A 24431-nucleotide genomic window follows, 5' to 3' on the forward strand; every position below is an offset into this window, starting at 1 on the left:
AACTCCTTTTTGGTTTTTTGGATAAAAAGGAGACTATATGAGTGAAAATAAGAAGAAAAATAAAATGGAGCGTGGTTTAACCAATCGCCATGTTCAGGTGATGGCCATTGCGGGAACAATCGGAACCGGACTTTTCCTAGGTGCTGGTCGCTCTATCAGCCTTACAGGACCTTCTATCATCTTGATTTACATGATTACAGGAGCCTTTATGTTTTTGATGATGAGGGCTGTTGGAGAGATGCTGTATCAGGATCCGGAACAACATACCTTTATCAACTTTATCACCCGTCATTTGGGGAAAGGCTGGGGATATTTCTCAGTTTGGTCTTATTGGTTATCAGTTGTCTTTATCGGTATGGCAGAAATCACTGCCATCTCAGACTATGTCCGCTTCTGGTTTCCCACATGGCCTAGCTGGATGATTCAGCTTGTCTTTTTAACGATTTTGGCTTTGGTCAATCTGATTGCAGTTAAGCTCTTTGGCGAAGTCGAGTTTTGGTTTGCTATGGTCAAGATTGTGGCGATTTTAGCCATGATTGCCACTGGGGTATTTATGGTTTTGACAGGCTTTAAGACACCGCATGGTGTTGCAAGCTTGGCAAATATCAGCGACCAGTTCTCTCTTTTTCCAAACGGAGTTATGAACTTTGTCATGGCCTTTCAAATGGTATTTTTTGCCTATCTGATGATTGAGTTTATCGGGGTAACAACTTCTGAAACAAAGAACCCTCGTCAGGTCTTGCCCAAAGCTGTTAAGGAAATTCCTCTCAGAATTATCTTCTTCTACGGGGGAGCTCTCATTGCGATTATGGCCATTATTCCTTGGTCTTATCTTAATTCTTCAGATTCTCCATTTGTAACGGTCTTTGAACTGGCGGGGATCAAGTGGGCGGCGGCTCTAATCAACTTTGTTGTCTTGACATCAGCGGCGTCTGCTCTTAACTCAACTCTCTACTCAACAGGGAGACACTTATATCAGATTGCCCATGATTCGCCAAATCGTTTCTTAAAGGCCATCAAGGTCGATACCCTTTCTCGCCACAATGTACCTCAAAATGCCATCATCGCCTCAGCCATCTTGATTGCTCTGGCTGCCTTTATCAACGTGCTACCAGGTGTTTCAGATGCCTTTGCTTTGATCACCGCATCCTCATCAGGTGTTTACATCGCGATTTATATCTTGATTATGGTGGCTCATCTCAAATACCGCAAGTCACAAGACTTCATGGCTGATGGCTACCTTATGCCTCAGTATCGCTTGCTTAATCCCCTAACCATTCTCTTTTTTGTCTTTGTTTTCGTGACTCTCTTTTTGCAAGAGTCTACCTTCATGGGGGCAGTTGGTTCTGCCATCTGGATCCTTGTTTTTGGGATTTATAGTCAGTGGAAATTTAGAAAATAAATCATGAACTCATCAACTCTGTTTGGTGAGTTTTTCTAGTTTGACAGTCCATCGAAATAAGACTATAATCAAGCTGTAGTAGTTTATTGAGAGGTTTGGATGCACGTTAGATTAGAAAATAAGGAGTCGCATAAAGCGCAAGAAATAGGGAATTTGATTCGTGCTTATAATCGTTCTAAAAGAGAAGAGGCTGAAAGCGAGCCACTGAACTTTTATGTCGAAGACGAAAAGGGCAATCTCATGGCAGGATTAGTAGCTGAGACTTTCGGAAATTGGTTGGAAATCGAATATTTGTTTGTGAGAGAGGAATTACGGGGACAAGGAATTGGTTCAAAACTATTGCAGCGAGCAGAAAATGAAGCCAAGAATCGAAACTGTCGTTTTGCTTTCGTGAATACTTACCAGTTTCAAGCACCAGATTTTTATCTAAGCCATGGTTACAAGGAAGTCTTTACCTTGCAAGACTATCCCTACACAGGGCAAAGATACTATTACCAAAAGGATTTGTGACCTAGACTTCTTTCTTTTGGAGAGGAACTTAGCTAAGTATCAAAAAAGAACGAATACTCTTTATCATGTAAGATGATAGAGAGTTTTTGTTAATAAAATCTTACAAAATGACATTTATATATTGCATTAAGTTAGATATATGGTATAATGTTTTTAAAAGAAGCGCAACTTTTTTAAAAATGTGAAGGAGGACTCTAGTGGCTAAAAATTTAAAATTAAAATTAGCTCGGGTAGAGCGTGATTTAACACAAGGGGAATTGGCAGAAGATGTAGGTGTTACTAGGCAGACTATAGGCTTGATTGAAGCTGGGAAATACAATCCCAGTCTCTCCCTCTGCCAGTCCATTTGCAGATGTTTAGGCAAAACTTTAGACCAACTATTTTGGGAGGAAGAAGATGAAAAATAGATTTTTTTATTATCAATTACTAGACGAAAGAGAAGAACAACTGATGAATAAAGCGGGGGCTGAAAGTTTCTATATCTCTATAGCTTTCTTGCTTTTATCTTATATGATTACAGTATTAGCACCAAGTCTTTTTAATCCGATAATGATTCTCATCATTATCATTATTGGAACTTCTTACTTTTTCGGCCGTGCTCGAGATTTGGGTGTGAACTACTATAGTCGTTTTCATTTTACGATTGGAGGGTGTTTGCTGGTAACTCTCGCTATTACGACTCTTTTGATGTTGCAGAATTATCAATTCAATATCGAAATTTATCAGCACAATCCTCTGAACCTTAAATATTTGTCTGCTTGGGTTATTACTTATCTGATTTACCTTCCTTGGGTTTTTATCGGCAATCTTGGGCTTAAAAGTTATGGCGAATGGGCTCAAAAAAAGTTTGAGCAAGATATGGATGAACTGGAGAATGGAGAATAGCTTGTTAGCTTTTTATCAATCTCAGTAAAATGTGTTATAATAGTACTAATTTATCGGATGGTGTGAAAGTGGTAGAATACGTTCATACCTTTGTAAAGTAGGAAGAAGGAAAACAGATGTATCCAGATGATAGTTTGACATTGCACACGGACTTGTACCAGATTAACATGATGCAAGTTTACTTTGACCAAGGAATTCACAATAAAAAGGCGGTCTTTGAAGTTTATTTCCGTCAGCAACCTTTTCAGAACGGTTATGCAGTTTTTGCTGGTTTGGAAAGAATTGTACATTATCTTAAAGACTTGCGCTTTTCAGATAGCGATATTGCCTACTTGGAGTCGCTTGGCTATCATGGGGCATTCTTAGACTACCTCCGCAATCTCAAGTTGGAGTTGACGGTTCGTTCTGCCCAAGAAGGGGACTTGGTTTTTGCTAATGAGCCAATTGTTCAAGTTGAAGGCCCTCTAGCCCAATGCCAGTTGGTCGAAACGGCTCTCTTGAACATCGTTAACTTTCAAACCTTGATAGCGACCAAGGCAGCACGTATTCGTTCGGTTATCGAAGATGAACCCTTGATGGAGTTCGGGACACGTCGTGCACAAGAAATGGATGCGGCTATTTGGGGAACACGCGCAGCTGTGATTGGTGGCGCTAATGGAACCAGCAATGTGCGTGCCGGGAAGCTCTTTGGTATTCCAGTCTTGGGGACTCATGCCCATGCCTTGGTACAGGTTTATGGAAACGACTATGAAGCCTTCAAGGCCTATGCTTCAACCCATCGTGACTGTGTCTTTCTAGTAGATACTTATGATACGTTGCGTATCGGTGTGCCAGCTGCCATTCAGGTAGCGCGTGAGTTGGGTGATAAGATCAATTTTAAAGGCGTTCGTATCGACTCTGGGGATATTGCCTACATTTCCAAGAAAGTTCGCCAACAGTTAGATGAGGCTGGATATCCAGATGCCAAAATTTACGCTTCCAATGACCTCGATGAAAATACCATCCTTAACCTCAAAATGCAACACGCTAAGATTGACGTTTGGGGGGTGGGTACCAAGCTGATTACAGCCTATGACCAGCCAGCCCTTGGAGCGGTTTATAAGATTGTGGCTATCGAAGATGAAACTGGTAAGATGCGCAATACCATCAAGCTTTCAAGTAATGCTGAAAAAGTATCGACCCCAGGTAAGAAGCAGGTATGGCGCATTACCAGCCGTGAAAAAGGCAAGTCAGAAGGGGACTACATTACTTATGATGGTGTGGATGTGAGTGACATGACAGAAATCAAGATGTTCCATCCGACTTATACCTACATCAAAAAGACCGTTCGTAATTTTGATGCCGTTCCTCTCTTGGTGGATATTTTCAAAGAAGGAACATTAGTCTACAACCTGCCTAGTTTGACTGAGATTCAGGATTATGCCCGTAAGGAATTTGACAAGCTATGGGATGAATACAAGCGCGTGCTCAATCCGCAACATTACCCAGTAGATTTGGCCCGTGATATTTGGCAAGATAAGATGGACTTGATTGATAAGATGCGCAAAGAAGCCCTTGGTGAAGGAGAAGAAGAATGAGTTTGCAAGAGACCATTATCCAGCAACTGGGCGTCAAACCAGTGATTGATTCCCAGGAAGAAATTCGTCGTTCGATTGACTTCTTAAAAAGATACTTGAAAAAACACCCCTTCCTTAAAACCTTTGTACTAGGGATTTCTGGAGGACAAGACTCAACCTTGGCAGGGCGCTTGGCACAATTAGCGATGGAAGAAATGCGAGCTGAGACAGGAGATGACAGCTACCAATTTATCGCTGTCCGTCTGCCCTATGGCGTGCAAGCTGATGAAGCAGATGCTCAAAAAGCCCTCGCTTTCATCCAGCCAGATGTCAGCTTGGTTGTGAATATCAAGGAATCAGCTGATGCCATGGCAGCTGCAGTTGAAGCGACAGGAAGTCCTGTTTCAGACTTTAACAAGGGCAATATTAAAGCTCGTAGTCGTATGATTGCCCAATATGCCCTTGCGGGTGCCCATAGCGGAGCCGTCATTGGAACAGACCATGCTGCGGAAAATATCACAGGCTTTTTTACAAAGTTTGGTGACGGTGGTGCAGATATTCTCCCTCTTTACCGCCTCAATAAACGCCAAGGGAAACAACTCTTGAAGGAACTTGGTGCAGACCCAGCTCTTTATGAAAAAATCCCAACAGCAGATTTGGAAGAAGAAAAACCAGGTATTGCAGACGAAGTCGCACTTGGAGTCACTTACAATGAAATTGATGACTACCTTGAAGGCAAAACCATCAGTCCAGAAGCCCAAGCGACTATCGAAAACTGGTGGCACAAAGGCCAACACAAACGCCACTTACCAATCACAATTTTTGATGACTTTTGGGAGTAAAAACCTCCAGTGGAGGTTTTTACCCTGAGCCTAGAAATGAGAAAGCGAAGAAGGTCCGGGGGACCTTTTTAGCCCGAGTCTAAAAATGGGAAAACGAGGAACCTCCAGTGGAGTTTTTTACCCTGAGCCTAGAAATGAGAAAGCGAAGAAGGTCCGGGGAACCTTTTTATCCCGAGTCTAGAAATGGGAAAACGAGGAATGTCCAGAGGACCTTTTTAGCTTGAGCCTTAAGCTTAGAAAGCGAGGTAACATTATGAAAGCAATCGGTACGCAAATGTTACAGACTGAACGTTTAATCTTGAGAAGATTTGTGGAGAGTGATGCGGAAGCCATGTTTCAAAATTGGGCTTCGTCTCCTGAGAATCTGACCTATGTCACCTGGGATCCCCATCCTGATGTTGAAGTGACTCGGAACTCGATTCGAAATTGGGTTGCTTCTTATGTCAATCCCAACTACTATAAATGGGCCATTTGTCTCAAAGAAAACCCTGAGCAAGTGATAGGCGATATCAGCATCGTTGAGATGAATGAGAAAGATTCAAGTTGTGAAATTGGCTATATTTTAGGAAAAAACTATTGGGGTCGTGGTATGATGACGGAGGCCTTGAAAGCTGTCTTAGACTTTTGTTTTACTCAAGCAGGTTTTCAAAAGGTCAGAGCTCGTTACGCCAGTCTTAACCCAGCTTCAGGCCGTGTGATGGAGAAGGCTGGAATGTCCTATCTAAAAACTATTGCCAATGGTGTGGAGAGAAAAGACTACGTTGCGGACCTTATTTATTACCAGATAAGTAGGGAAGACAGGTGATTTCTTTTCTATTTCTATCAAAGTCAGATCTTGTCTGGCTTTTTTTGTGCCAGATTTCTGAATAAACTGATTAAATTCCTATTTTTCCCTATCATTGTCCCTGTTTTTTCTGGAGTTTTGGAGCTATAATAGACCTATCAAATCAAAGAATGGAGGAAGGCAATGGACAATGTAATCTTTTTTATCAGTGTTTTTCTTGCTGGAATTCTTTCCTTCTTTTCTCCTTGTATTTTACCCTTGTTGCCAGTCTATGCAGGGGTCTTGTTGGATGATAAGAATGATGCTCAGACTTCTAGCGGAAAATTTTCAATCTCACTTGTTAGTTTAGTGCGAACTTTGGCCTTTATAGCGGGGATTTCTTTTATCTTTATCTTACTGGGCTATGGAGCTGGTTTTTTAGGCAATTTGCTGTATGCTTCCTGGTTTCAGTATGTGACGGGTGCGGTTATCATTCTTTTGGGCTTACACCAGATGGAAGTTTTACATTTGCAGGGGCTCTACAAGGAAAAAAGGCTACAATTAAAGAGACAGGGTCAAAACGCTAACGGCTATAGTCAGGCATTTTTACTGGGGTTGACCTTTAGTTTTGCTTGGACGCCATGTGTAGGGCCGGTTCTGGGGTCTGTTTTGGCCTTAGCGGCTTCAGGTGGCTCAGGTGCTTGGCAGGGAGCTGGTCTCATGTTGGTTTACACGCTGGGATTGGCGCTACCATTTTTGGTTCTAGCTCTTGCTTCCAGTTATGTTTTAAAACATTTCCGAAAACTGCATCCCTACCTCGGAACCCTCAAAAAAGTGGGTGGTTTCCTCATTATCGTGATGGGAATCTTGGTGCTTTTTGGAAATGCTTCTATTTTGACAAGATTATTTGAATAGAGAGGAAAAAGAAATGAAAAAATGGCAAACATGTCTCCTTGGAGTAGGCTCCATCTGTTGCTTGGCAGCCTGTTCGGCTAAAAATATGTCAGACGAAGCTACTATGAAGGAGCAAACCAAAACAGAACAAGTCGGTGCGCAAACGGCGACTAAAGGTCAGGCAGTCGCTGATTTTGAACTAACAGGAGTAGATGGTAAGACCTATCGTTTATCTGACTACAAAGGCAAGAAAGTCTATCTTAAATTCTGGGCTTCTTGGTGTTCTATCTGTTTAGCTAGTCTTCCAGATACGGATGAAATTGCTAAGGATGCAGGTGATGACTACGTGGTCTTGACAGTGGTGTCTCCTGGTCACAAGGGAGAACAAGCGGAAGCAGACTTTAAGAACTGGTACAAGGGATTAGATTATAAAAATTTACCGGTTTTAATTGATCCGTCAGGCAAACTTTTGGAAAGTTATGGTGTTCGTTCTTACCCTACTCAAGCCTTTATAGACAAGGAAGGCAAGCTGGTCAAAACGCAACCAGGTTTTATGGATAAGGATATGATTTTAAAAACATTAAAGGAAATGGGGTAGAGAAAGGCTATGAATGATAAAGTAAAATTGTTTGTCTTGGCAGGGGTCATTCTCCTAGCCATAACCGGTTTCTATTTTCTATTGATGCGAAATGCAGGGCAGACAGATAGCTCGCAAATTGAGAAAGCATCAGTTAGCCAAGGAGGAAAAACAGTGAAAAAAACAGAAGTGAGTAAAGACGCAGACTTGCACGAAATTTATTTAGCTGGGGGATGTTTCTGGGGAGTGGAGGAATACTTCTCACGCGTGCCTGGAGTGACAGATGCCGTTTCAGGCTATGCAAATGGTAGAGGGGAAACAACCAAGTACGAATTGATTAACCAAACAGGTCATGCGGAAACCGTCCATGTCACCTATGATGCTAATCAAATTTCTCTTAAAGAAATCCTGCTTCATTACTTCCGCATTATCAATCCAACCAGCAAAAATAAACAAGGAAATGATGTGGGGACCCAGTATCGTACTGGTGTCTATTACACAGATGAAAAGGATTTGGAAGTAATCAACCAAGTCTTTGATGAGGTGGCTAAGAAATACGATCAACCTCTGGCAGTTGAAAAGGAAAACTTGAAGAATTTTGTGGTGGCTGAGGACTATCACCAAGACTACCTCAAGAAAAATCCAAATGGCTACTGTCATATCAATGTCAATCAGGCTACCTATCCCGTCATTGATGCCAGCAAATATCCTAAACCAAGTGATGAGGAATTGAAGAAGACCTTGTCACCTGAGGAGTATGCAGTTACCCAGAAAAATCAAACAGAACGAGCTTTTTCAAACCGCTACTGGGATAAATTTGAATCTGGTATCTATGTGGATGTGGCAACTGGCGAACCTCTCTTTTCATCAAAGGACAAGTTTGAGTCTGGTTGTGGATGGCCTAGTTTCACCCAACCCATCAGCCCAGATGTTGCTACCTACAAGGAAGATAAGTCCTACAATATGACGCGCATGGAAGTGCGGAGCCGAGTTGGAGATTCTCACCTTGGCCATGTCTTTACGGATGGACCAGAGGACAAGGGGGGCTTGCGCTACTGTATCAATAGTCTTTCTATCCGATTTATTCCCAAAGACCAAATGGAAGAAAAAGGCTATGCCTATTTACTAGATTATGTCGATTAAGAAGTCTTTCCTAAGCAGTTAGAGGAGAATTTTGCTATACTGATACTAGTAAGTGACAAAGGAGCAGAGCATGACCTACACAATCTTAATCGTAGAAGATGAGTATCTGGTAAGGCAAGGCTTGACCAAGCTGGTCAATGTAGCGGCCTACGATATGGAAATCATCGGTCAGGCTGAAAATGGAAGGCAGGCTTGGGACTTAATTCAAAAGCAGGTGCCAGATATCATTTTAACCGATATCAACATGCCTCAGCTAAATGGCATCCAGTTGGCCAGTCTGGTACGAGAAACCTATCCACAAGTGCATTTGGTATTTTTAACGGGTTACGATGATTTTGATTATGCCTTGTCTGCTGTCAAACTAGGTGTCGATGACTATCTGCTCAAACCCTTTTCTCGTCAGGATATTGAGGAAATGTTAGGGAAAATCAAGCAAAAACTAGACAAGGAAGAAAAAGAAGAGCAGTTACAAGATTTATTAACCGATAAGTTTGAGGGAAATATTGCTCAGAAAATTCAGTCCCATCGAGCTGACAGTCAGTTTAGTTTGAAGTCTTTGGCCAGTGACTTGGGCTTTAGCCCGACTTATTTGAGCTCCTTGATTAAGAAAGAGTTGGGGTTGCCTTTTCAGGATTATCTGGTGAGAGAGCGTGTCAAACAAGCCAAGCTCTTGCTTTTGACCACAGATTTAAAGATTTATGAGATAGCCGAAAAGGTTGGTTTTGAGGATATGAACTACTTTACCCAACGTTTTAAACAGATTGCAGGTGTGACACCTCGTCAGTTTAAGAAGGGAGAAGGTCGATGAAGCGTTCTTCTCTTTTAGTCAGAATGGTTATTTCCATCTTTCTGGTCTTTCTCATTCTCCTAGCTGTGGTTGGGACTTTCTATTATCAATCTAGTTCATCAGCTATTGAGGCTACTATCGAGGGTAATAGCCAAACGACCATTAGCCAAACTAGCCACTTTATTCAGTCTTATATCAAAAAATTAGAAACCACCTCTACCAGTTTGACCCAGCAGAAGGATGTCTTAGCCTATGCTGAGAATCCCAGTCAAGACAAGGTAAAGGAAATCCGAGATCTGTTTTTGACCATCTTAAAGGCAGACCAGGACTTGAAAACGGTGGTACTGGTCACCAAATCTGGTCAGGTTATTTCTACAGATGATAGTGTGCAGATGAAAACTTCCTCAGATATGATGGCTGAGGATTGGTACAAAAAGGCCATTCATCAGGGAGCTAAGCCAGTTTTAACCCCAGCTCGTAAATCAGATAGTCAGTGGGTTATTTCTGTCACCCAAGAACTTGTTGATGCAGAGGGGGCCAATCTTGGCGTACTTCGTTTGGATATTTCCTATGAAACTCTGGAAGCCTATCTCAACCAACTCCAGTTGGGCCAGCAGGGCTTTGCCTTTATCATCAATGAAAACCATGAATTTGTCTACCATCCTAAACGTACTGTCTATAGCTCAGCTAGTGAAATGGAGGCTATGAAACCCTACATCGAGACGGGGCAGGGCTATACGCTGGACCACCAATCCTACGTCAGTCAGGAACAGATTACAGGTACTGATTGGACGGTTATAGGTGTGTCTTCACTGGAGAAGTTAGACCAGGTTCGGAGTCAATTCATGTGGACCTTGCTTGCTGCTAGTGCCTTATCTCTTCTTGCCTGTCTCTGCTTGGTGTGGTTCAGTCTCAAACGCTGGATTGCCCCTTTGAAGGATCTAAGAGAAACCATGCTGGAAATTGCTTCTGGTACACAAAATCTGCGTGCTAAGGAAGCTGGCGCCTATGAACTGAGAGAAGTGACTCGGCAGTTTAATGCCATGTTGGATCAGATTGACCAGTTGATGGCAGATGTGCGCAGGCAGGAAGAAGCGACCCGGCAGTATGAACTTCAAGCACTGTCGAGCCAGATTAACCCCCATTTCCTCTACAATACTTTGGATACTATCATCTGGATGGCTGAATTTCAGGATAGTCAGCGAGTGGTTCAGGTGACCAAGTCCTTGGCAACCTATTTCCGCTTGGCGCTCAACCAAGGAAGGGATTTGATTTCTCTTTCTGATGAAATCAATCATGTCCGCCAGTACCTCTTTATCCAGAAACAACGCTATGGTGATAAGCTGGAGTATGAGATTGCTGAAGAACCTGACTTTGATAATTTAGTCTTGCCTAAACTGGTGTTGCAACCTCTTGTAGAAAATGCCCTTTACCATGGCATTAAGGAGAAGGAAGGTCAGGGCCATATTAAAGTTTTTGTTCAGAAACAGGATACAGGGCTTGTCATCCGCATTGAGGATGATGGTGTTGGTTTCCAAGCTGCTGGCGATAGTAGTCAAAGTCAGCTCAAATGTGGGGGAGTTGGCCTTCAAAATGTCGACCAACGACTCAAACTTCATTTTGGAGACAATTACCAGATGAAGATCAATTCTGTACCCTCAAAAGGAACGACAGTTGAAATATACATCAATAAAATTGAAACTAGCTAACTCCCAGTTCACTCTGGGAGTTTTGCTTTTAAAATTCAGAATGATTAGTTGGCCTTGATAAAATCAGTAAAAAAAGATATGATAGATAGTGACAAAAGAGGTATCAAGTATGAAGGAAAAAGACATTCAAAGAGCAACAAGCCAGATTGTAGAAGATGTGTTAGAAAAGGCTAATTTGAAGCAAGGAGCTATCTTTGTTTTGGGCCTTTCTTCTAGTGAGGTGATAGGTGGTCAGATTGGCAAGGAATCCAGTCAAGAAATTGGGGAAATCATTGTGAAAACCATTCTAGATATCCTAGAGGGAAAAGGGATTCATCTAGCTGTTCAAGGTTGTGAACATGTCAATCGAGCCCTCGTCGTTGAACGTCAGGTGGCAGAGCAGCTTGGTCTTGAAATCGTCAGTGTCCTTCCTACACTTCATGCAGGAGGTTCCGGTCAGTTGGCAGCCTTCAAGTTTATGCGGGATCCAGTTGAGGTTGAATTTATCAAGGCCCATGCTGGATTGGATATCGGAGATACTGCGATTGGCATGCATGTCAAGCATGTTCAGGTTCCGATTCGCCCTCTTTTGAGAGAAATTGGGCATGCCCATGTAACGGCTCTTGCAAGTCGCCCAAAACTCATTGGAGGTGCGCGTGCGCAGTATCCACAAGATTCTATCAGAAAGTCGTGAACTTATTCTGTAGTAACAGAAGAAAAGTAAAAGACAGAGGAAAAATGGTATAGATACCAGGACTTCCTCTGTTCTTTTTTTGTTGAATTTTTGTGTAAAGTACTCCAAATAAGACCATTTTTTTACAAGAAGAAGGGGTGCTTTCTGATGGAGAATTGCCAAAAAGTAGAAAAAGTATGGTAGAGAAGATTTTTCGTTATAGAAATCAGTAAACAAAGCTGGATTTAGCTGTTCTAGGTCGGCTTTTTTGTGCTATACTTAAGATATGCATAGAAAAACAGTGATTGATTTTAGGGCTTTGGGGGAGAGATACACCTTTACCCAGCCGATCAGAGAGTTAAAAACGAGAGATTTAGCAGAAGTAGCAGACTTGCTGGCACAAGTGGAAAGCTACCAAGAGCAAGGCTACTATGTAGTGGGCTATGTCAGCTACGAGGCTGCACCTGCATTTGAGGAGAAATTAGCAGTTCATAAAGCTCCTTTACTGGCAGAGTATCTGCTATATTTCACAGTTCATGATAGGGTAGAAACATCGCCTATTCCTTTGACTTATGAGGAAGTAGATCTGCCTTCAAAGTGGCGAGAACAAACATCTGCAGAGGACTATAAAAAAGCTATTTCCCAGATTCACCATCATTTGCGTCAGGGGGACACCTACCAGGTAAATTACACTGTCCAACTCAAGCAAGACTTGAGTGTCAATCCTTTTGCCATTTACAATCGTATGGTGGTAGAGCAGGAGGCGGGCTACAATGCCTATGTTGAACATGATGAGATGGCAGTGATTTCCATGAGCCCAGAGCTCTTTTTTGAGCAAAATGACCGTGAGTTGACAACGCGACCGATGAAGGGAACGACTCAGCGGGGAGTGGCTGACCAAGATGATCTGGACCAGGCTAGTTGGTTGGAGCAGGATCCCAAAAATCGTTCTGAAAATATGATGATTGTGGACCTCTTGCGCAATGATATGAACCGTATTTCCGAAGTGGGTAGTGAACATGTGGAGCGTCTCTGTCAAGTGGAGCAGTATTCAACCGTTTGGCAAATGACTTCGACCATCAAGAGTCAGTTACGATCGGATGTTGACCTAGTTGAAATCTTCCATTCGCTCTTTCCATGTGGTTCCATAACGGGAGCTCCAAAAATTGCGACCATGGAAATCATCAAGAACTTGGAGCCCCAACCCAGAGGAGTTTACTGCGGAACGATTGGTCTCTTGCTTCCAAATGGACGACGGATTTTCAATGTCGCCATTCGGACCATTCAACTGCATCAAGGGAAAGCCATCTATGGAGTTGGAGGCGGGATTACTTGGGATAGCACCTGGGAATCTGAATACCGAGAGGTTCATCAAAAGGCGGCTGTACTCTATCGTAAACAAGCACGTTTCCAATTGATTACAACTGGGAAAATCAGCCAAAAACAATTGCTGTTTGAAGAACAACATCTGGAAAGACTGAGAAAAGCAAGTCGGTATTTTGCCTATCCTTTTGATCCAGAAAACCTGAGACAAAAGATAGAGGAAGAGTGTCAGGCTTGTGATGTTCATCAAGACTACCGCTTGCGAATTAGCCTCAGCAAATCTGGAGAGATAGAACTCAGCCGCCAAATCTTAACACCCCTCAGTCCAAGTTTCTGCAAAGCCAAACTTTGTCTGCAAGAAACAGATTTGAATCAAGCGTTTACCTACTTTAAAACAACTAATAGACCACACTTAAGTCTAGGGGAACAGGAAATCATTTACCATAATGCAGCAGGAGAGCTATTGGAAACGTCTATCGGGAATCTAGTTCTGAAAATCGCTGGAAAGCTCTACACACCGCCTACCAGTCTAGGAATTTTGCCAGGAATTTATCGTCAGCATTTGCTGGAAAGAGGACAGGTAGAGGAAAAAGTTCTGACTTTGGCAGACTTGAACCAAGCAGAAGCTGTCTATGGCTGTAACGCAGTGAGAAAATTGTATGAGTTGGAAGTGATATAATTATAAATTTTTTAATTAATTTTTAGATTTATTTGTTAATATTTAATATTTGATTTGAAAGCAAAATTAAAAATATGGTATACTAATAAGTATAAATCAATAAAAATAATGGAGATTTTTATGAAAAAATCAAAAAAAATTTTAGTAACCAGCTTAGCAACTGCAACACTGGGACTTATTGCATTATCAGATACAACTGGAGACTTTCCTTTTTCGGCTCAGCATGTTTCTGCTCAAGAAAAGGATGCATCTAAAAATGGTAAGGTTGTAAAAGAGAATACAACTTCGGCGTCAAATCAAGCTGAGAAATCAAAAACACCAGCGCAAAATCCTGCTGAGAAACCAAAAACACCAGCACCGAAACCAGAACCAAAACCAGCACCGAAACCAGAACCAAAATCAGCGCCGAAACCCGCTGAGAAACCGAAAACACCAGCTCAAAAACCTGCTGAGAAACCTAAAAATACAAGTCCTAAAGAGGATAAGTCCAAATCTACAGCTCAGTCTGGTTGGGTAGGCTCATCGTACTATGAAAATGGTACTAAAGTTACTAATAAGTGGATTTTTGATAAAAAAGCTAATTCTTATTTCTATCTAAATGCTTCGGGAAACTATGTCCAAAATGCTTGGGTAGGTAATTACTATCTAAAATCAGATGGTAAGATGGCCAAAAATGAATGGGTAGATGGTGGCCGGTATTATGTTGATTCTGATGGAAAAAAGGTAAAAAGTGAATGGATTTATGATAAAAACTATGGATCCTATTATTATCTAACAGCAGAAGGTAGCTACGCTCGAAATGCATGGGTAGGTAATTACTATCTTAAATCAGACGGGAAAAGAGCTAAAAATGAATGGATTTATGACAATAACTATGGGTCATATTATTATTTAACAGGAGAAGGCAGCTACGCTCGCAACACATGGGTAGGCAATTACTATCTTAAATCAGATGGTAAGATGGCTAAAGCTGAGTGGATTTATGACAAAAACTATGGATCCTATTATTATCTAACAGCAGAAGGAAGCTACGCTCGCAACAAATGGGTAGGTAATTACTATCTAAAATCAGATGGTAAGATGGCCAAAAATGAATGGGTAGATGGTGGTCGTTATTATGTAGGATACGATGGTGTGTGGCAACCAAAACCAGCGCCAAAGCCGGCACCAAAACCAGCTGAGAAACCAAAAACACCAGCACAAAAACCTGCTGAGAAACCGAAAACACCAGCACAAAAACCTGCTGAGAAACCAAAAACACCAGCACCAAAACCTGCTGATAAACCGAAAACACCAGCACCAAAACCTGCTGATAAACCGAAAACACCAGCACAAAAACCTGCTGATAAACCGAAAACACCAGCACAAAAACCGACTGAAAAAGCTAAAGAAACAACTTCTAAACAGGATAAATCACAATCTAAAGTTCAGTCTGGCTGGGTAGGAAATTACTACCTCAAATCAGATGGAAAGAGAGCTAAAAATGAATGGGTAGATGGTGGTCGTTATTATGTTGATTCTGATGGAAAAAAGGTTAAAAGTGACTGGATTTATGATAAAAACTATGGTTCCTATTATTATCTAACAGCAGAAGGCAGCTACGCTCGCAACAAATGGATAGGTAAATATTATCTCAAATCAGATGGTAAGATGGCCAAGAATGAATGGGTAGATGGTGGCCGTTATTATGTTGAATCAGACGGTAAAATGGCTAGGGACAAATGGGTAGATGGTGGCCGTTACTATGTAGGAAACGATGGTGTGCGGCAACCAAAACCAGCAGCCGGGAATCCATACTCAGCAGCTTTAAAGACAGCACAAGATTATAATAGGATTCATTTGTCAAAAAAAAGAATTTATGAGATGTTAATTTATGAAGGTTTTAATAGTGACACTGCACAATATGCTATCAATCATTTGCAAGCAGACTATAAGGCGAATGCCTTAGCTCAAGCAAGAGAATACCAAAAATATAACAATCTCTCAAAGACAGAAATTTATGAGAGGCTAACTTCTCCTTATTTTAGAAAATTTACCAAAGAAGAAGCCAACTATGCCATTCAAAAACTTAATATACCATCAGAAGGCAGCTATCCTCGCAATAAATGGGTAGGATACTATTATTATAAATCAGATGGAAAGTTGGCCAAGAATGAATGGGTAGATGGTGGCCGTTATTATGTTGATTCTGAAGGCAAAATGGTAAGGGGCAAATGGGTAGATGGTGGCCGTTACTATGTAGGAAACGATGGTGTGCGGCAACCAAAACCAGCAGCCGGGAATCCATACTCAGCAGCTTTAAAGACAGCACAAGATTATAATAGGATTCATTTGTCAAAAAAAAGAATTTATGAGATGTTAATTTATGAAGGTTTTAATAGTGACACTGCACAATATGCTATCAATCATTTGCAAGCAGACTATAAGGCGAATGCCTTAGCTCAAGCAAGAGAATACCGAAAATATAACAATCTCTCAAAGACAGAAATTTATGAGAGGCTAACTTCTCCTTATTTTAGAAAATTTACAAAAGAAGAAGCAGACTATGCCATTCAACATTTAGGTGACTAATTTTTACAAATAGTGAAGCAAATGAGATGTTTTAATTTTGGCTTGTAGCCTGCAAACCTTTGCACAAAAGAGACGATTTTGTTATACTATATCTGTAAGCATTTTCAATTAAAAAGGAGAAGACGATGAGTCAAAAGATTATAGGGATTGACCTTGGTGGAACATCTATCAAGTTTGCAATTTTAACTCAAGAGGGAGAAATCCAAGAAAAATGGTCTATCAAGACCAATATTTTGGACGAAGGAAGCCATATTGTAGATGATATGATTGAGTCTATTCAACATCGTTTGGACTTGCTTGGATTGTCAGCTACGGATTTCCGAGGGATTGGGATGGGATCACCTGGTGTGGTTGACCGTGAAAAAGGGACTGTTATCGGTGCCTACAACCTCAACTGGAAAACCCTTCAACCAATTAAAGAAAAGATTGAAAAAGCCTTGGGGATTCCATTCTTTATCGATAATGATGCCAACGTAGCTGCTCTTGGTGAGCGTTGGATGGGGGCTGGTGAAAACCAACCAGACGTTGTCTTTATGACACTTGGTACAGGTGTTGGTGGTGGTATCGTGGCAGAAGGCAAATTGCTTCACGGTGTCGCTGGTGCGGCAGGAGAACTTGGTCATATCACTGTTGACTTTGACCAACCAATCGCTTGTACTTGTGGTAAGAAAGGCTGTCTTGAGACAGTTGCTTCTGCAACAGGGATTGTCAACTTGACACGTCGTTATGCAGATGAATACGAAGGCGATGCGGCTTTGAAACGCTTGATCGACGACGGTGAAGAAGTAACAGCCAAAACTGTCTTTGACCTTGCAAAAGAAGGGGACGACCTTGCCTTGATCGTTTACCGTAACTTCTCACGTTACTTGGGTATCGCGTGTGCTAACATAGGATCAATCCTAAACCCATCAACAATCGTTATCGGTGGTGGTGTATCAGCTGCGGGAGAATTCCTTCTACAAGGTGTTCAAAAGGTCTACGACGAAAACACCTTCCCACAAGTACGTACATCAACAAAATTAGCTCTTGCAACTCTAGGAAATGACGCTGGAGTTATCGGAGCAGCATCACTTGTATTGCAATAAGATAATAAAAGGAGAAAAACACTACTTTAAAGCCAGTGATTTTCCTCCTTTCTTTTTTTATGCTATACTAGTTAGGACAATAAATGAGGTGAGAGTAAATGACAAAAGCAGATACGATTTTTAAAGAAAATATTGAACGAATCCTCAAAGACGGTGTCTTTTCTGAGCAGGCTCGTCCCAAGTACAAGGATGGGACAGTTGCTAATTCCAAGTACGTAACGGGTGCCTTTGCGGAGTATGATTTGTCTAAGGGGGAATTCCCCATCACAACCTTGCGTCCCATTGCGATCAAATCTGCCATCAAGGAAGTGCTCTGGATTTACCAAGATCAGTCTAATAGCCTAGATGTTCTCAATGATAAGTACAATGTTCACTACTGGAATGACTGGGAAGTGGGAGATACGGGAACCATCGGTGAACGCTATGGGGCAGTCGTTAAGAAACACGACATCATCAACAAGATTCTCAAGCAGTTAGAAGCCAATCCTTGGAATCGTCGTAATATCATCTCTCTCTGGGATTACCAAGCTTTTGAGGAGACAGATGGTCTTCTTCCATGCGCCTTTCAGACCATGTTTGATGTCCGTCGTGTTGATGGGGAAATCTATCTGGATGCGACCTTGACCCAGCGTTCGAATGATATGTTGGTGGCCCACCATATCAATGCCATGCAGTATGTGGCTTTACAGATGATGATTGCTAAGCATTTTGGATGGAAGGTTGGGAAGTTTTTCTATTTTATCAACAACCTCCATATCTATGATAATCAGTTTGAACAAGCTCAGGAATTGCTCCGTCGTGAGCCGTCAAACTGCCAACCACGCTTGGTTTTAAATGTTACTGATAGGACTAATTTCTTTGATATCAAAGCGGAAGATTTTGAGTTGGTTGACTATGATCCAGTCAAGCCACAGCTGAAGTTTGACCTAGCTATTTAATACTCTTCGAAAATCTCTTCAAACCACGCTAGCGTCGCCTTACCGTAGGTATGGTGACTGACTTCGTCAGTTCTATCCACAACCTCAAAACAGTGTTTTGAGCTGACTTCGTCAGTTCTATCTGCAACCTCAAAGCAGTGCTTTGAGCAACCTGTGGCTAGCTTCCTAGTTTGTTCTTTGGTTTTCATTGAGTATAAAAGAAAATAAAAAGAAGTTGAGATTTCTCAACTTCTTTTGTTGCTTAATGTGATACGCGACGGCGAGCCGCTTTTTTACGGTTTTCTTCGATGAAAGCTGCTTTTTGCTCTTCTGGCTCAATCACTTTCTTTTTAATTGCGTATACTGCACCTGCAACGGCAGCGACAGTTCCTGCGACACCTGTTACAAGACCTTTAGCGAATCCTTTAGCCATGAGTCTTCCTCCTTTATCTTCCCGATCAGCCTAGCTCCTCAAGTGGTAGCATTTTTCTGACTGACCTTTTTGTGATATAATAATAGTAACGAAAAAACGGAAATTTTTCAAGGAAAAAAGATGAAAACAAAAATAATTGTGATTGTTGGACCGACTGCTGTTGGGAAGACAGCCCTTGCTATCGAAGTGGCCAAGCGCTTTGATGGAGAGGTGGTCAGTGGTGACAGTCAGCAAGTATACAGAGGGTTGGATATTGGGACGGCCAAGGCTAGCCCAGAGGAGCAAGCTGTTGTTCCTCATCATTTGATTGATGTCAGAGAGGTGACCGAGTCTTACTCGGCTTTTGATTTTGTTTCAGAAGCTAAGAAGGCTATTGAGGATATTCAAAGCCGTGGCAAGCTAGCCATTATCGCTGGTGGTACTGGACTTTATATCCAGAGCTTGTTAGAAGGCTACCATCTAGGTGGGGAAACACCTCATGAGGAGATTGTAGCTTATCGGGCTAGTTTGGAGCCTTTTTCAGATGAGGAATTAGCCCATCTTGTGGAGCAAGCAGCTCTTGAAATTCCCCAGTTTAACCGTCGTCGTGCCATGCGTGCCTTGGAAATTGCCCATTTTGGTCAGGATTTGGAAAATCAGGAAAGTCCTTATGAACCACTGATTATCTGCTTGGATGATGAACGCAGTCAGCTTTATGAACGTATCAATCGCCGAGTAGATCTGATGTTTGAGGCTGGGCTTTTGGATGAGGCCAAGTGGCTCTTTGACCATTATCCAGATGTGCAGGCAGCCAAAGGCATTGGCTACAAGGAACTCTTTCCTTATTTCCGTGGGGAGCAAACTCTTGAGGAAGCAAGCGAGAGTCTCAAACAGGCGACCCGCCGTTTTGCTAAGCGTCAGTTGACCTGGTTCCGTAATCGCATGCAGGTCACCTTTTATCAGATAGGAGAGCCTGGTGTGCAAGACCGTATTTTAAGCCAGATTGAGGAGTTTTTAGATGATTGAAACGGAGAAAAAAGAGGAACGAGTCCTGCTCATCGGTGTGGAATTACAGGGCATGGACAATTTTGACCTCTCTATGGAAGAATTGGCCAGTCTAGCCAAGACAGCTGGGGCAGTCGTTGTAGATAGCTACAGGCAAAAACGGGAAAAGTATGACTCCAAGACCTTCGTTGGTTCTGGTAAGTTGGAAGAGATTGCGCGGATGGTGGATGCAGAAGAAATTACTACTGTCATCGTCAACAACCGTCTGACGCCACGGCAAAATGTCAATCTAGAGGAAGTTCTGGGTGTCAAGGTGATTGACCGTATGCAGTTGATTCTAGATATCTTTGCCATGCGGGCTCGAAGCCATGAAGGGAAACTCCAAGTCCACCTGGCCCAGCTCAAGTATCTCTTGCCCCGCTTGGTTGGTCAGGGAATTATGCTCAGCCGTCAGGCAGGGGGAATTGGTTCCCGTGGTCCAGGTGAGAGTCAGTTGGAACTGAACCGACGTAGTGTTCGCAATCAAATCACAGATATCGAGCGTCAGCTCAAGGTGGTTGAGAAAAATCGGGCGACAGTCAGAGAAAAACGCTTGGAGTCAAGTACCTTTAAGATTGGTTTGATTGGTTACACCAATGCTGGGAAATCAACCATCATGAACACCTTGACCAGTAAGACCCAGTATGAAGCAGACGAGCTGTTTGCGACCCTGGATGCGACGACAAAGAGCATCCATCTAGGGGGTAATCTTCAGGTCACCTTGACTGATACGGTTGGGTTTATCCAAGATTTGCCAACAGAATTGGTGTCCAGTTTTAAGTCAACCTTGGAAGAAAGCAAGCATGTGGACCTACTAGTTCATGTCATCGATGCCAGCAATCCTTATCATGAGGAGCACGAAAAAACGGTTCTGTCTATCATGAAAGACTTGGATATGGACGATATTCCTCGCCTGACTCTTTATAATAAAGCGGATTTGGTGGAGGATTTCACGCCTACTCAAACGCCTTATGCCCTCATTTCTGCCAAGTCTGAGGATAGTCGTGAGAACTTGCAAGCATTGTTTTTGGAGAAGATCAAGGATATTTTTGAAGTCTTTACCCTGCGCGTGCCTTTTTCTAAGTCTTACAAGATTCATGATTTGGAAAGTGTAGCGATTCTGGAGGATCGTGACTACCAAGATGATGGAGAAGTGATTACAGGCTACATTTCCGAGAAAAATAAATGGAGGTTAGAGGAATTTTATGACTGATATTAAAATGTTGGCTCTAAAGTATGGAGGTTATACAAGTCTGGATAAGGTCTATCTAGATCAACTTCTAGCTGGCAAAACAGAGCAAGAGCAGTTGGCTCTCATCATACCTCCTCCGAGTGTCGTTAATGCCTACTTTGCTGAACTCTACCAGAAAAAGAGTCCTGAAGCTGCGACAGATTACTTTGCAGAACTCAGTCAGGAACTGAATCTCTACAATGTTGAACCAAGTTTCACCTTTGAAAATAAGCCTTTTATTCGTCTGAACCTGTCGGGTAAATCTTTTGGATTTTGCTATGAGAGTGAGGGACTGGGGCGGATTTTCTCAGAAGCTGAGGAAGTAATCACAGCTGACTTGCTCTTTGAAATTGCGCAAATTTTCCCTCATCAACTCGTCTTTGAAGAGTCTGGAAAGATTTACATGAAGGATGCCGGAGACGAAGAAGTTGTTAGCGTAAAAAGTCTCACAGCTTTGACTGATTTGGAAAGTTTAGCAGATGGTCGCAAGCGTCTCAAAGGCTACAGCCAAGAGGATTTACTGCAAGAAGCTGTTGCTTTTTCTGGCAAGCGCTATTTCCGATCGGAAAATCGCACAGCCATGTTATATATTGATTAATTAGAAAGTATCGAATGGATATTCAATTTTTAGGAACTGGGGCTGGTCAGCCCTCTAAAGCCCGCAACGTTTCCAGTCTCGCCCTGAAACTCTTGGACGAGATTAACGAAGTCTGGCTCTTTGACTGTGGAGAAGGAACGCAAAATCGCATTCTGGAAACCACAATCCGACCACGTAAGGTCAGCAAAATCTTTATTACTCACCTGCATGGAGATCACATTTTTGGCTTGCCAGGATTTCTTTCTAGCCGTGCCTTTCAGGCCAATGAGGAGCAGACAGATTTGGACATTTATGGACCACAAGGGATCAAGTCATTTGTCTTAACCAGTCTACGTGTGTCAGGTTCTCGTCTGCCTTACCGCATGCATTTTCATGAGTTTGACCAAGATTCTCTAGGAAAAATCCTTGAGACCGATAAATTCACTGTGTATGCAGAGGAGCTGGACCACACTATTTTCTGTGTTGGCTATCGTGTCATGCAAAAGGACTTAGAAGGTACCTTGGATGCTGAAAGACTTAAGGCTGCTGGTGTTCCATTTGGACCGCTCTTTGGAAAAATCAAAAACGGTCAGGACGTCGTTCTAGAAGACGGAACTGAAATCAAAGCTGCTGACTATATCTCAGCGCCACGTCCAGGTAAGATTATCACCATTCTGGGTGACACCCGAAAAACCAATGCCAGTGTGCGTCTAGCTGTCAATGCCGATGTCCTTGTCCATGAATCGACTTATGGCAAGGGTGATGAAAAAATTGCTCGTAATCATGGTCATTCTACTAACATGCAAGCTGCACAAGTAGCGGCAGAAGCAGGAGTCAAACGCCTCTTGCTCAACCATATCAGTGCCCGCTTCCTCTCAAAAGATATTAGTCAACTTAAGAAAGATGCTGCAACTGTTTTTGAAAATGTCCATGTGGTCAAAGACTTGGAAGAAGTGGAAATCTAAAAGATTGAAAAAGGATAAGTATGCGAACAATTCTCATTACAGGTGCTAGCGGTGGCTTAGCCCAAGAAATGGTCAAACTTTTGCCAGATGACCAACTGATTCTGCTAGGTAGAAATAAGGAAAAACTAGGACAACTCTATGGAAACCATCCCCATGTGGAATTAATTGAAATCGATATTACTGATGACTCAGCCCTGGAAGCACTAGTAGCTGACCTCTATCTCCGTTATGGCAAGATTGATGTCTTGATTAACAATGCTGGCTATGGAATTTTTGAAGATTTCAACAAGATCTCTGATCAAGACATTCACCAGATGTTTGAGGTCAATACCTTTGCCCTGATGAATCTGTCTCGTCGCTTTGCGGAGCGCATGAAGGAAAGTCGAAAAGGTCATATCATCAATATCGTCAGCATGGCAGGATTGATAGCGACTGGCAAGTCTAGTCTATATTCTGCGACCAAGTTTGCGGCCATTGGTTTTTCAAATGCTCTTCGCCTTGAGCTCATGCCCTATGGTGTCTATGTGACAACTGTTAATCCAGGACCTATCCGTACAGGATTTTTTGACCAGGCAGACCCAGATGGGACCTACCTCAAGTCGGTTGATCGCTTTCTCTTGGAACCAGATGCTGTCGCGCAAAAGATTGTTAAGACCATAGGCAAAAATAAACGTGAAATCAATCTTCCGCTCTTACTGAATCTAGCCCATAAGTTTTATACCCTCTTTCCCAAGTTAGCAGATAAGTTGGCTGGGGAAACCTTTAATTATAAGTGAAAAGGCTGTTCCCTTGAGGAATGGCTTTTTATTTTTTTCGGTTGCTAATTTGTAGAAAAATACCACATGATAAACAGGCAGTTTATAACGATTAAGCCCATTTAAGGTATAAATAGAGATAAGAAAGCAGAAAAGAGAGGATAAACTTCGAGTCTAACATAACTGAAAGTATATCTATAGCCGAAGCTTATGAAGTCAAGATAAAATAGGATTAAAAGAACTTGCCCTTTGTCAGATTGATTAGACTGTAAATTGGAGTTAGGAATATTCTTAGAATAGATGAAGAAAATAAAAAAAGTAAAAATGTTAAAATATCTTGACATTTTATCGATTTAGAGTATAATAAGAAATGTAAAGAGCTCTTGACATTATTACAAAAATTTGGAGGAACAAAGCCATGAAAAAGATGGATGAAATGGACAGAGATATTCAGTTGCGTTCTGAGGAGTGGGGCTATAAAACAGCGCTTTTGGGTTTATGTGCATGGACAGGATTTAATATCTATCAAGCACTTGTTGTTGGTGGCAAACTTGAAATGCTTCCTTGCTTAATTTTGATCTTATCTGTAAGTGTGCAAGGATTTGCTCAAACCGCAATAAAACGCAATATGATTGCTGGTGATGAAGAGTATAAAGAACCAAATAAACTTGTTCAAGGAGTCATTCTAGCAGTTGTCACTGTTATCGTAGTATTGGCTGTTGGCGTTTATTTTTTTCAGAAAGACTAATGCTGTATGAAAAATAACATCAAACAGTTAAGAAAGTCTGAGGGACTACGTCAGGAAGATATGGCAAGAATATTAGGCGTTAGTCGACAAACCATAATTGCTATAGAGAATGACAAGTACAATCCTACACTTGAACTAGCAATGAAAATTGCAAGGTTGCTACGACTACATGTTGAAGAAATTTTCATTTTAGAAGATTAAAGATATCAGATAGCTTTTATTTTAATCATCTGATTCGTAATGATGAGAGAGTTTTTCAGTTCATGGAAACTCTCTTTTTAAAGCTCAAAAAGAGTCTACTCAATTTTACCCTTGTCCATCTTATATATCTATCGTAAAACTGGTATAAAATTTGCAAATAAACAGCTAAAATAGTATACTAGTTCTGTTAATTATGAAAACGT

25 protein-coding genes are annotated in these 24431 nt (G+C 41.8%); 24 read left to right on the forward strand and 1 reads right to left on the reverse strand.

Annotation, left to right across the window (positions count from 1 at the left end; translation table 11 throughout):
* Positions 1-37 precede the first annotated feature (37 nt).
* The 17 genes from M1F65_RS01090 to M1F65_RS01170 all read left to right on the forward strand — a co-directional run bounded on the left by M1F65_RS01090 (position 38) and on the right by M1F65_RS01170 (position 18316).
* Positions 38-1402: an amino acid permease gene (locus M1F65_RS01090; RefSeq protein ID WP_162284726.1), complete on the forward strand. Its 1365-nt coding sequence runs from the start codon at positions 38-40 to the stop codon at positions 1400-1402.
* 99 nt (positions 1403-1501) lie between these two features.
* Complete coding sequence (locus M1F65_RS01095; RefSeq protein WP_049489885.1) at positions 1502-1912, forward strand: GNAT family N-acetyltransferase; 411 nt, start codon at positions 1502-1504, stop codon at positions 1910-1912.
* A 197-nt stretch (positions 1913-2109) separates the two neighbouring features.
* Positions 2110-2319, forward strand: a complete 210-nt coding sequence (locus M1F65_RS01100; RefSeq protein WP_001107504.1) for a helix-turn-helix transcriptional regulator — start codon at positions 2110-2112, stop codon at positions 2317-2319.
* Positions 2309-2797 carry a DUF6773 family protein gene (locus M1F65_RS01105; RefSeq protein ID WP_000797158.1) on the forward strand — a complete coding sequence of 163 codons (489 nt, stop codon included), beginning with the start codon at positions 2309-2311 and terminating at the stop codon, positions 2795-2797. The genes M1F65_RS01100 and M1F65_RS01105 overlap by 11 nt, the downstream gene beginning before the upstream one ends.
* Before the next feature lie 116 nt (positions 2798-2913).
* A complete protein-coding gene (locus M1F65_RS01110; protein WP_000283149.1) occupies positions 2914-4374 on the forward strand; it encodes a nicotinate phosphoribosyltransferase in 1461 nt (486 codons plus the stop codon).
* Entirely contained in the window at positions 4371-5195 is an 825-nt protein-coding gene (gene nadE, locus M1F65_RS01115) for an ammonia-dependent NAD(+) synthetase (RefSeq protein WP_042902074.1), read from the forward strand. The genes M1F65_RS01110 and nadE overlap by 4 nt, the downstream gene beginning before the upstream one ends.
* Positions 5196-5448: 253 nt before the next feature.
* On the forward strand, positions 5449-6000 hold the full coding sequence (locus M1F65_RS01120) for a GNAT family N-acetyltransferase (protein WP_042902075.1): 552 nt from the start codon (positions 5449-5451) through the stop codon (positions 5998-6000).
* Between the two features lie 162 nt (positions 6001-6162).
* Positions 6163-6873, forward strand: a complete 711-nt coding sequence (gene ccdA2 / locus M1F65_RS01125; protein ID WP_042902076.1) for a thiol-disulfide oxidoreductase-associated membrane protein CcdA2 — start codon at positions 6163-6165, stop codon at positions 6871-6873.
* A gap of 13 nt (positions 6874-6886) precedes the next feature.
* Positions 6887-7450, forward strand: a complete 564-nt coding sequence (locus M1F65_RS01130) for a redoxin family protein (protein ID WP_042902077.1) — start codon at positions 6887-6889, stop codon at positions 7448-7450.
* Between the two features lie 9 nt (positions 7451-7459).
* Positions 7460-8572: a peptide-methionine (R)-S-oxide reductase MsrB gene (gene msrB, locus M1F65_RS01135; RefSeq protein ID WP_042902078.1), complete on the forward strand. Its 1113-nt coding sequence runs from the start codon at positions 7460-7462 to the stop codon at positions 8570-8572.
* A 70-nt stretch (positions 8573-8642) separates the two neighbouring features.
* Positions 8643-9380 carry a response regulator transcription factor gene (locus M1F65_RS01140; protein WP_042902079.1) on the forward strand — a complete coding sequence of 246 codons (738 nt, stop codon included), beginning with the start codon at positions 8643-8645 and terminating at the stop codon, positions 9378-9380.
* Positions 9377-11068: a cache domain-containing sensor histidine kinase gene (locus M1F65_RS01145; RefSeq protein WP_247925309.1), complete on the forward strand. Its 1692-nt coding sequence runs from the start codon at positions 9377-9379 to the stop codon at positions 11066-11068. The genes M1F65_RS01140 and M1F65_RS01145 overlap by 4 nt, the downstream gene beginning before the upstream one ends.
* A 109-nt stretch (positions 11069-11177) precedes the next feature.
* On the forward strand, positions 11178-11741 hold the full coding sequence (locus tag M1F65_RS01150; RefSeq protein WP_049477484.1) for a TIGR01440 family protein: 564 nt from the start codon (positions 11178-11180) through the stop codon (positions 11739-11741).
* A gap of 265 nt (positions 11742-12006) precedes the next feature.
* Positions 12007-13722: an aminodeoxychorismate synthase component I gene (gene pabB / locus M1F65_RS01155; RefSeq protein ID WP_247925310.1), complete on the forward strand. Its 1716-nt coding sequence runs from the start codon at positions 12007-12009 to the stop codon at positions 13720-13722.
* Between the two features lie 120 nt (positions 13723-13842).
* Positions 13843-16293: an Ltp family lipoprotein gene (locus tag M1F65_RS01160; RefSeq protein ID WP_247925311.1), complete on the forward strand. Its 2451-nt coding sequence runs from the start codon at positions 13843-13845 to the stop codon at positions 16291-16293.
* A gap of 125 nt (positions 16294-16418) precedes the next feature.
* Positions 16419-17378 (forward strand): ROK family glucokinase, encoded by a 960-nt coding sequence (locus M1F65_RS01165; protein WP_000078551.1) that lies wholly within the window; start codon positions 16419-16421, stop codon positions 17376-17378.
* A gap of 98 nt (positions 17379-17476) precedes the next feature.
* On the forward strand, positions 17477-18316 hold the full coding sequence (locus M1F65_RS01170) for a thymidylate synthase (RefSeq protein ID WP_042902083.1): 840 nt from the start codon (positions 17477-17479) through the stop codon (positions 18314-18316).
* A 241-nt stretch (positions 18317-18557) separates the two neighbouring features.
* Here M1F65_RS01170 and M1F65_RS01175 read toward each other — a convergent pair whose 3' ends face one another.
* The gene (locus M1F65_RS01175) at positions 18558-18728 is read right to left on the reverse strand and encodes a DUF3042 family protein (protein WP_001051782.1); all 171 of its coding nucleotides are present in this window, start codon (positions 18726-18728) and stop codon (positions 18558-18560) included.
* A gap of 120 nt (positions 18729-18848) precedes the next feature.
* On the opposite strand from M1F65_RS01175, the gene miaA reads away from it, so the two are divergent.
* From miaA to M1F65_RS01210, 7 genes are all read left to right on the forward strand, one after another.
* Positions 18849-19733 carry a tRNA (adenosine(37)-N6)-dimethylallyltransferase MiaA gene (miaA, locus tag M1F65_RS01180; protein WP_042902085.1) on the forward strand — a complete coding sequence of 295 codons (885 nt, stop codon included), beginning with the start codon at positions 18849-18851 and terminating at the stop codon, positions 19731-19733.
* Positions 19726-20964 carry a GTPase HflX gene (gene hflX / locus M1F65_RS01185; protein ID WP_042902087.1) on the forward strand — a complete coding sequence of 413 codons (1239 nt, stop codon included), beginning with the start codon at positions 19726-19728 and terminating at the stop codon, positions 20962-20964. The genes miaA and hflX overlap by 8 nt, the downstream gene beginning before the upstream one ends.
* On the forward strand, positions 20957-21580 hold the full coding sequence (locus M1F65_RS01190) for a cystathionine beta-lyase (protein ID WP_247925312.1): 624 nt from the start codon (positions 20957-20959) through the stop codon (positions 21578-21580). Before hflX ends, M1F65_RS01190 begins: the two co-directional genes overlap by 8 nt.
* 14 nt (positions 21581-21594) lie before the next feature.
* Positions 21595-22524: a ribonuclease Z gene (rnz, locus tag M1F65_RS01195; RefSeq protein WP_247925313.1), complete on the forward strand. Its 930-nt coding sequence runs from the start codon at positions 21595-21597 to the stop codon at positions 22522-22524.
* A gap of 20 nt (positions 22525-22544) precedes the next feature.
* On the forward strand, positions 22545-23300 hold the full coding sequence (locus tag M1F65_RS01200) for an SDR family NAD(P)-dependent oxidoreductase (protein ID WP_247925314.1): 756 nt from the start codon (positions 22545-22547) through the stop codon (positions 23298-23300).
* Positions 23301-23697: 397 nt separating this feature from the next.
* Positions 23698-24027 carry a hypothetical protein gene (locus M1F65_RS01205; protein ID WP_004252308.1) on the forward strand — a complete coding sequence of 110 codons (330 nt, stop codon included), beginning with the start codon at positions 23698-23700 and terminating at the stop codon, positions 24025-24027.
* Between the two features lie 6 nt (positions 24028-24033).
* Positions 24034-24228 (forward strand): helix-turn-helix transcriptional regulator, encoded by a 195-nt coding sequence (locus M1F65_RS01210; RefSeq protein WP_006150191.1) that lies wholly within the window; start codon positions 24034-24036, stop codon positions 24226-24228.
* The last annotated feature ends 203 nt before the right edge of the window (positions 24229-24431 follow it).

It is taken from the genome of Streptococcus oralis, from assembly GCF_023109195.1.
Classification (GTDB): domain Bacteria; phylum Bacillota; class Bacilli; order Lactobacillales; family Streptococcaceae; genus Streptococcus; species Streptococcus oralis_BV.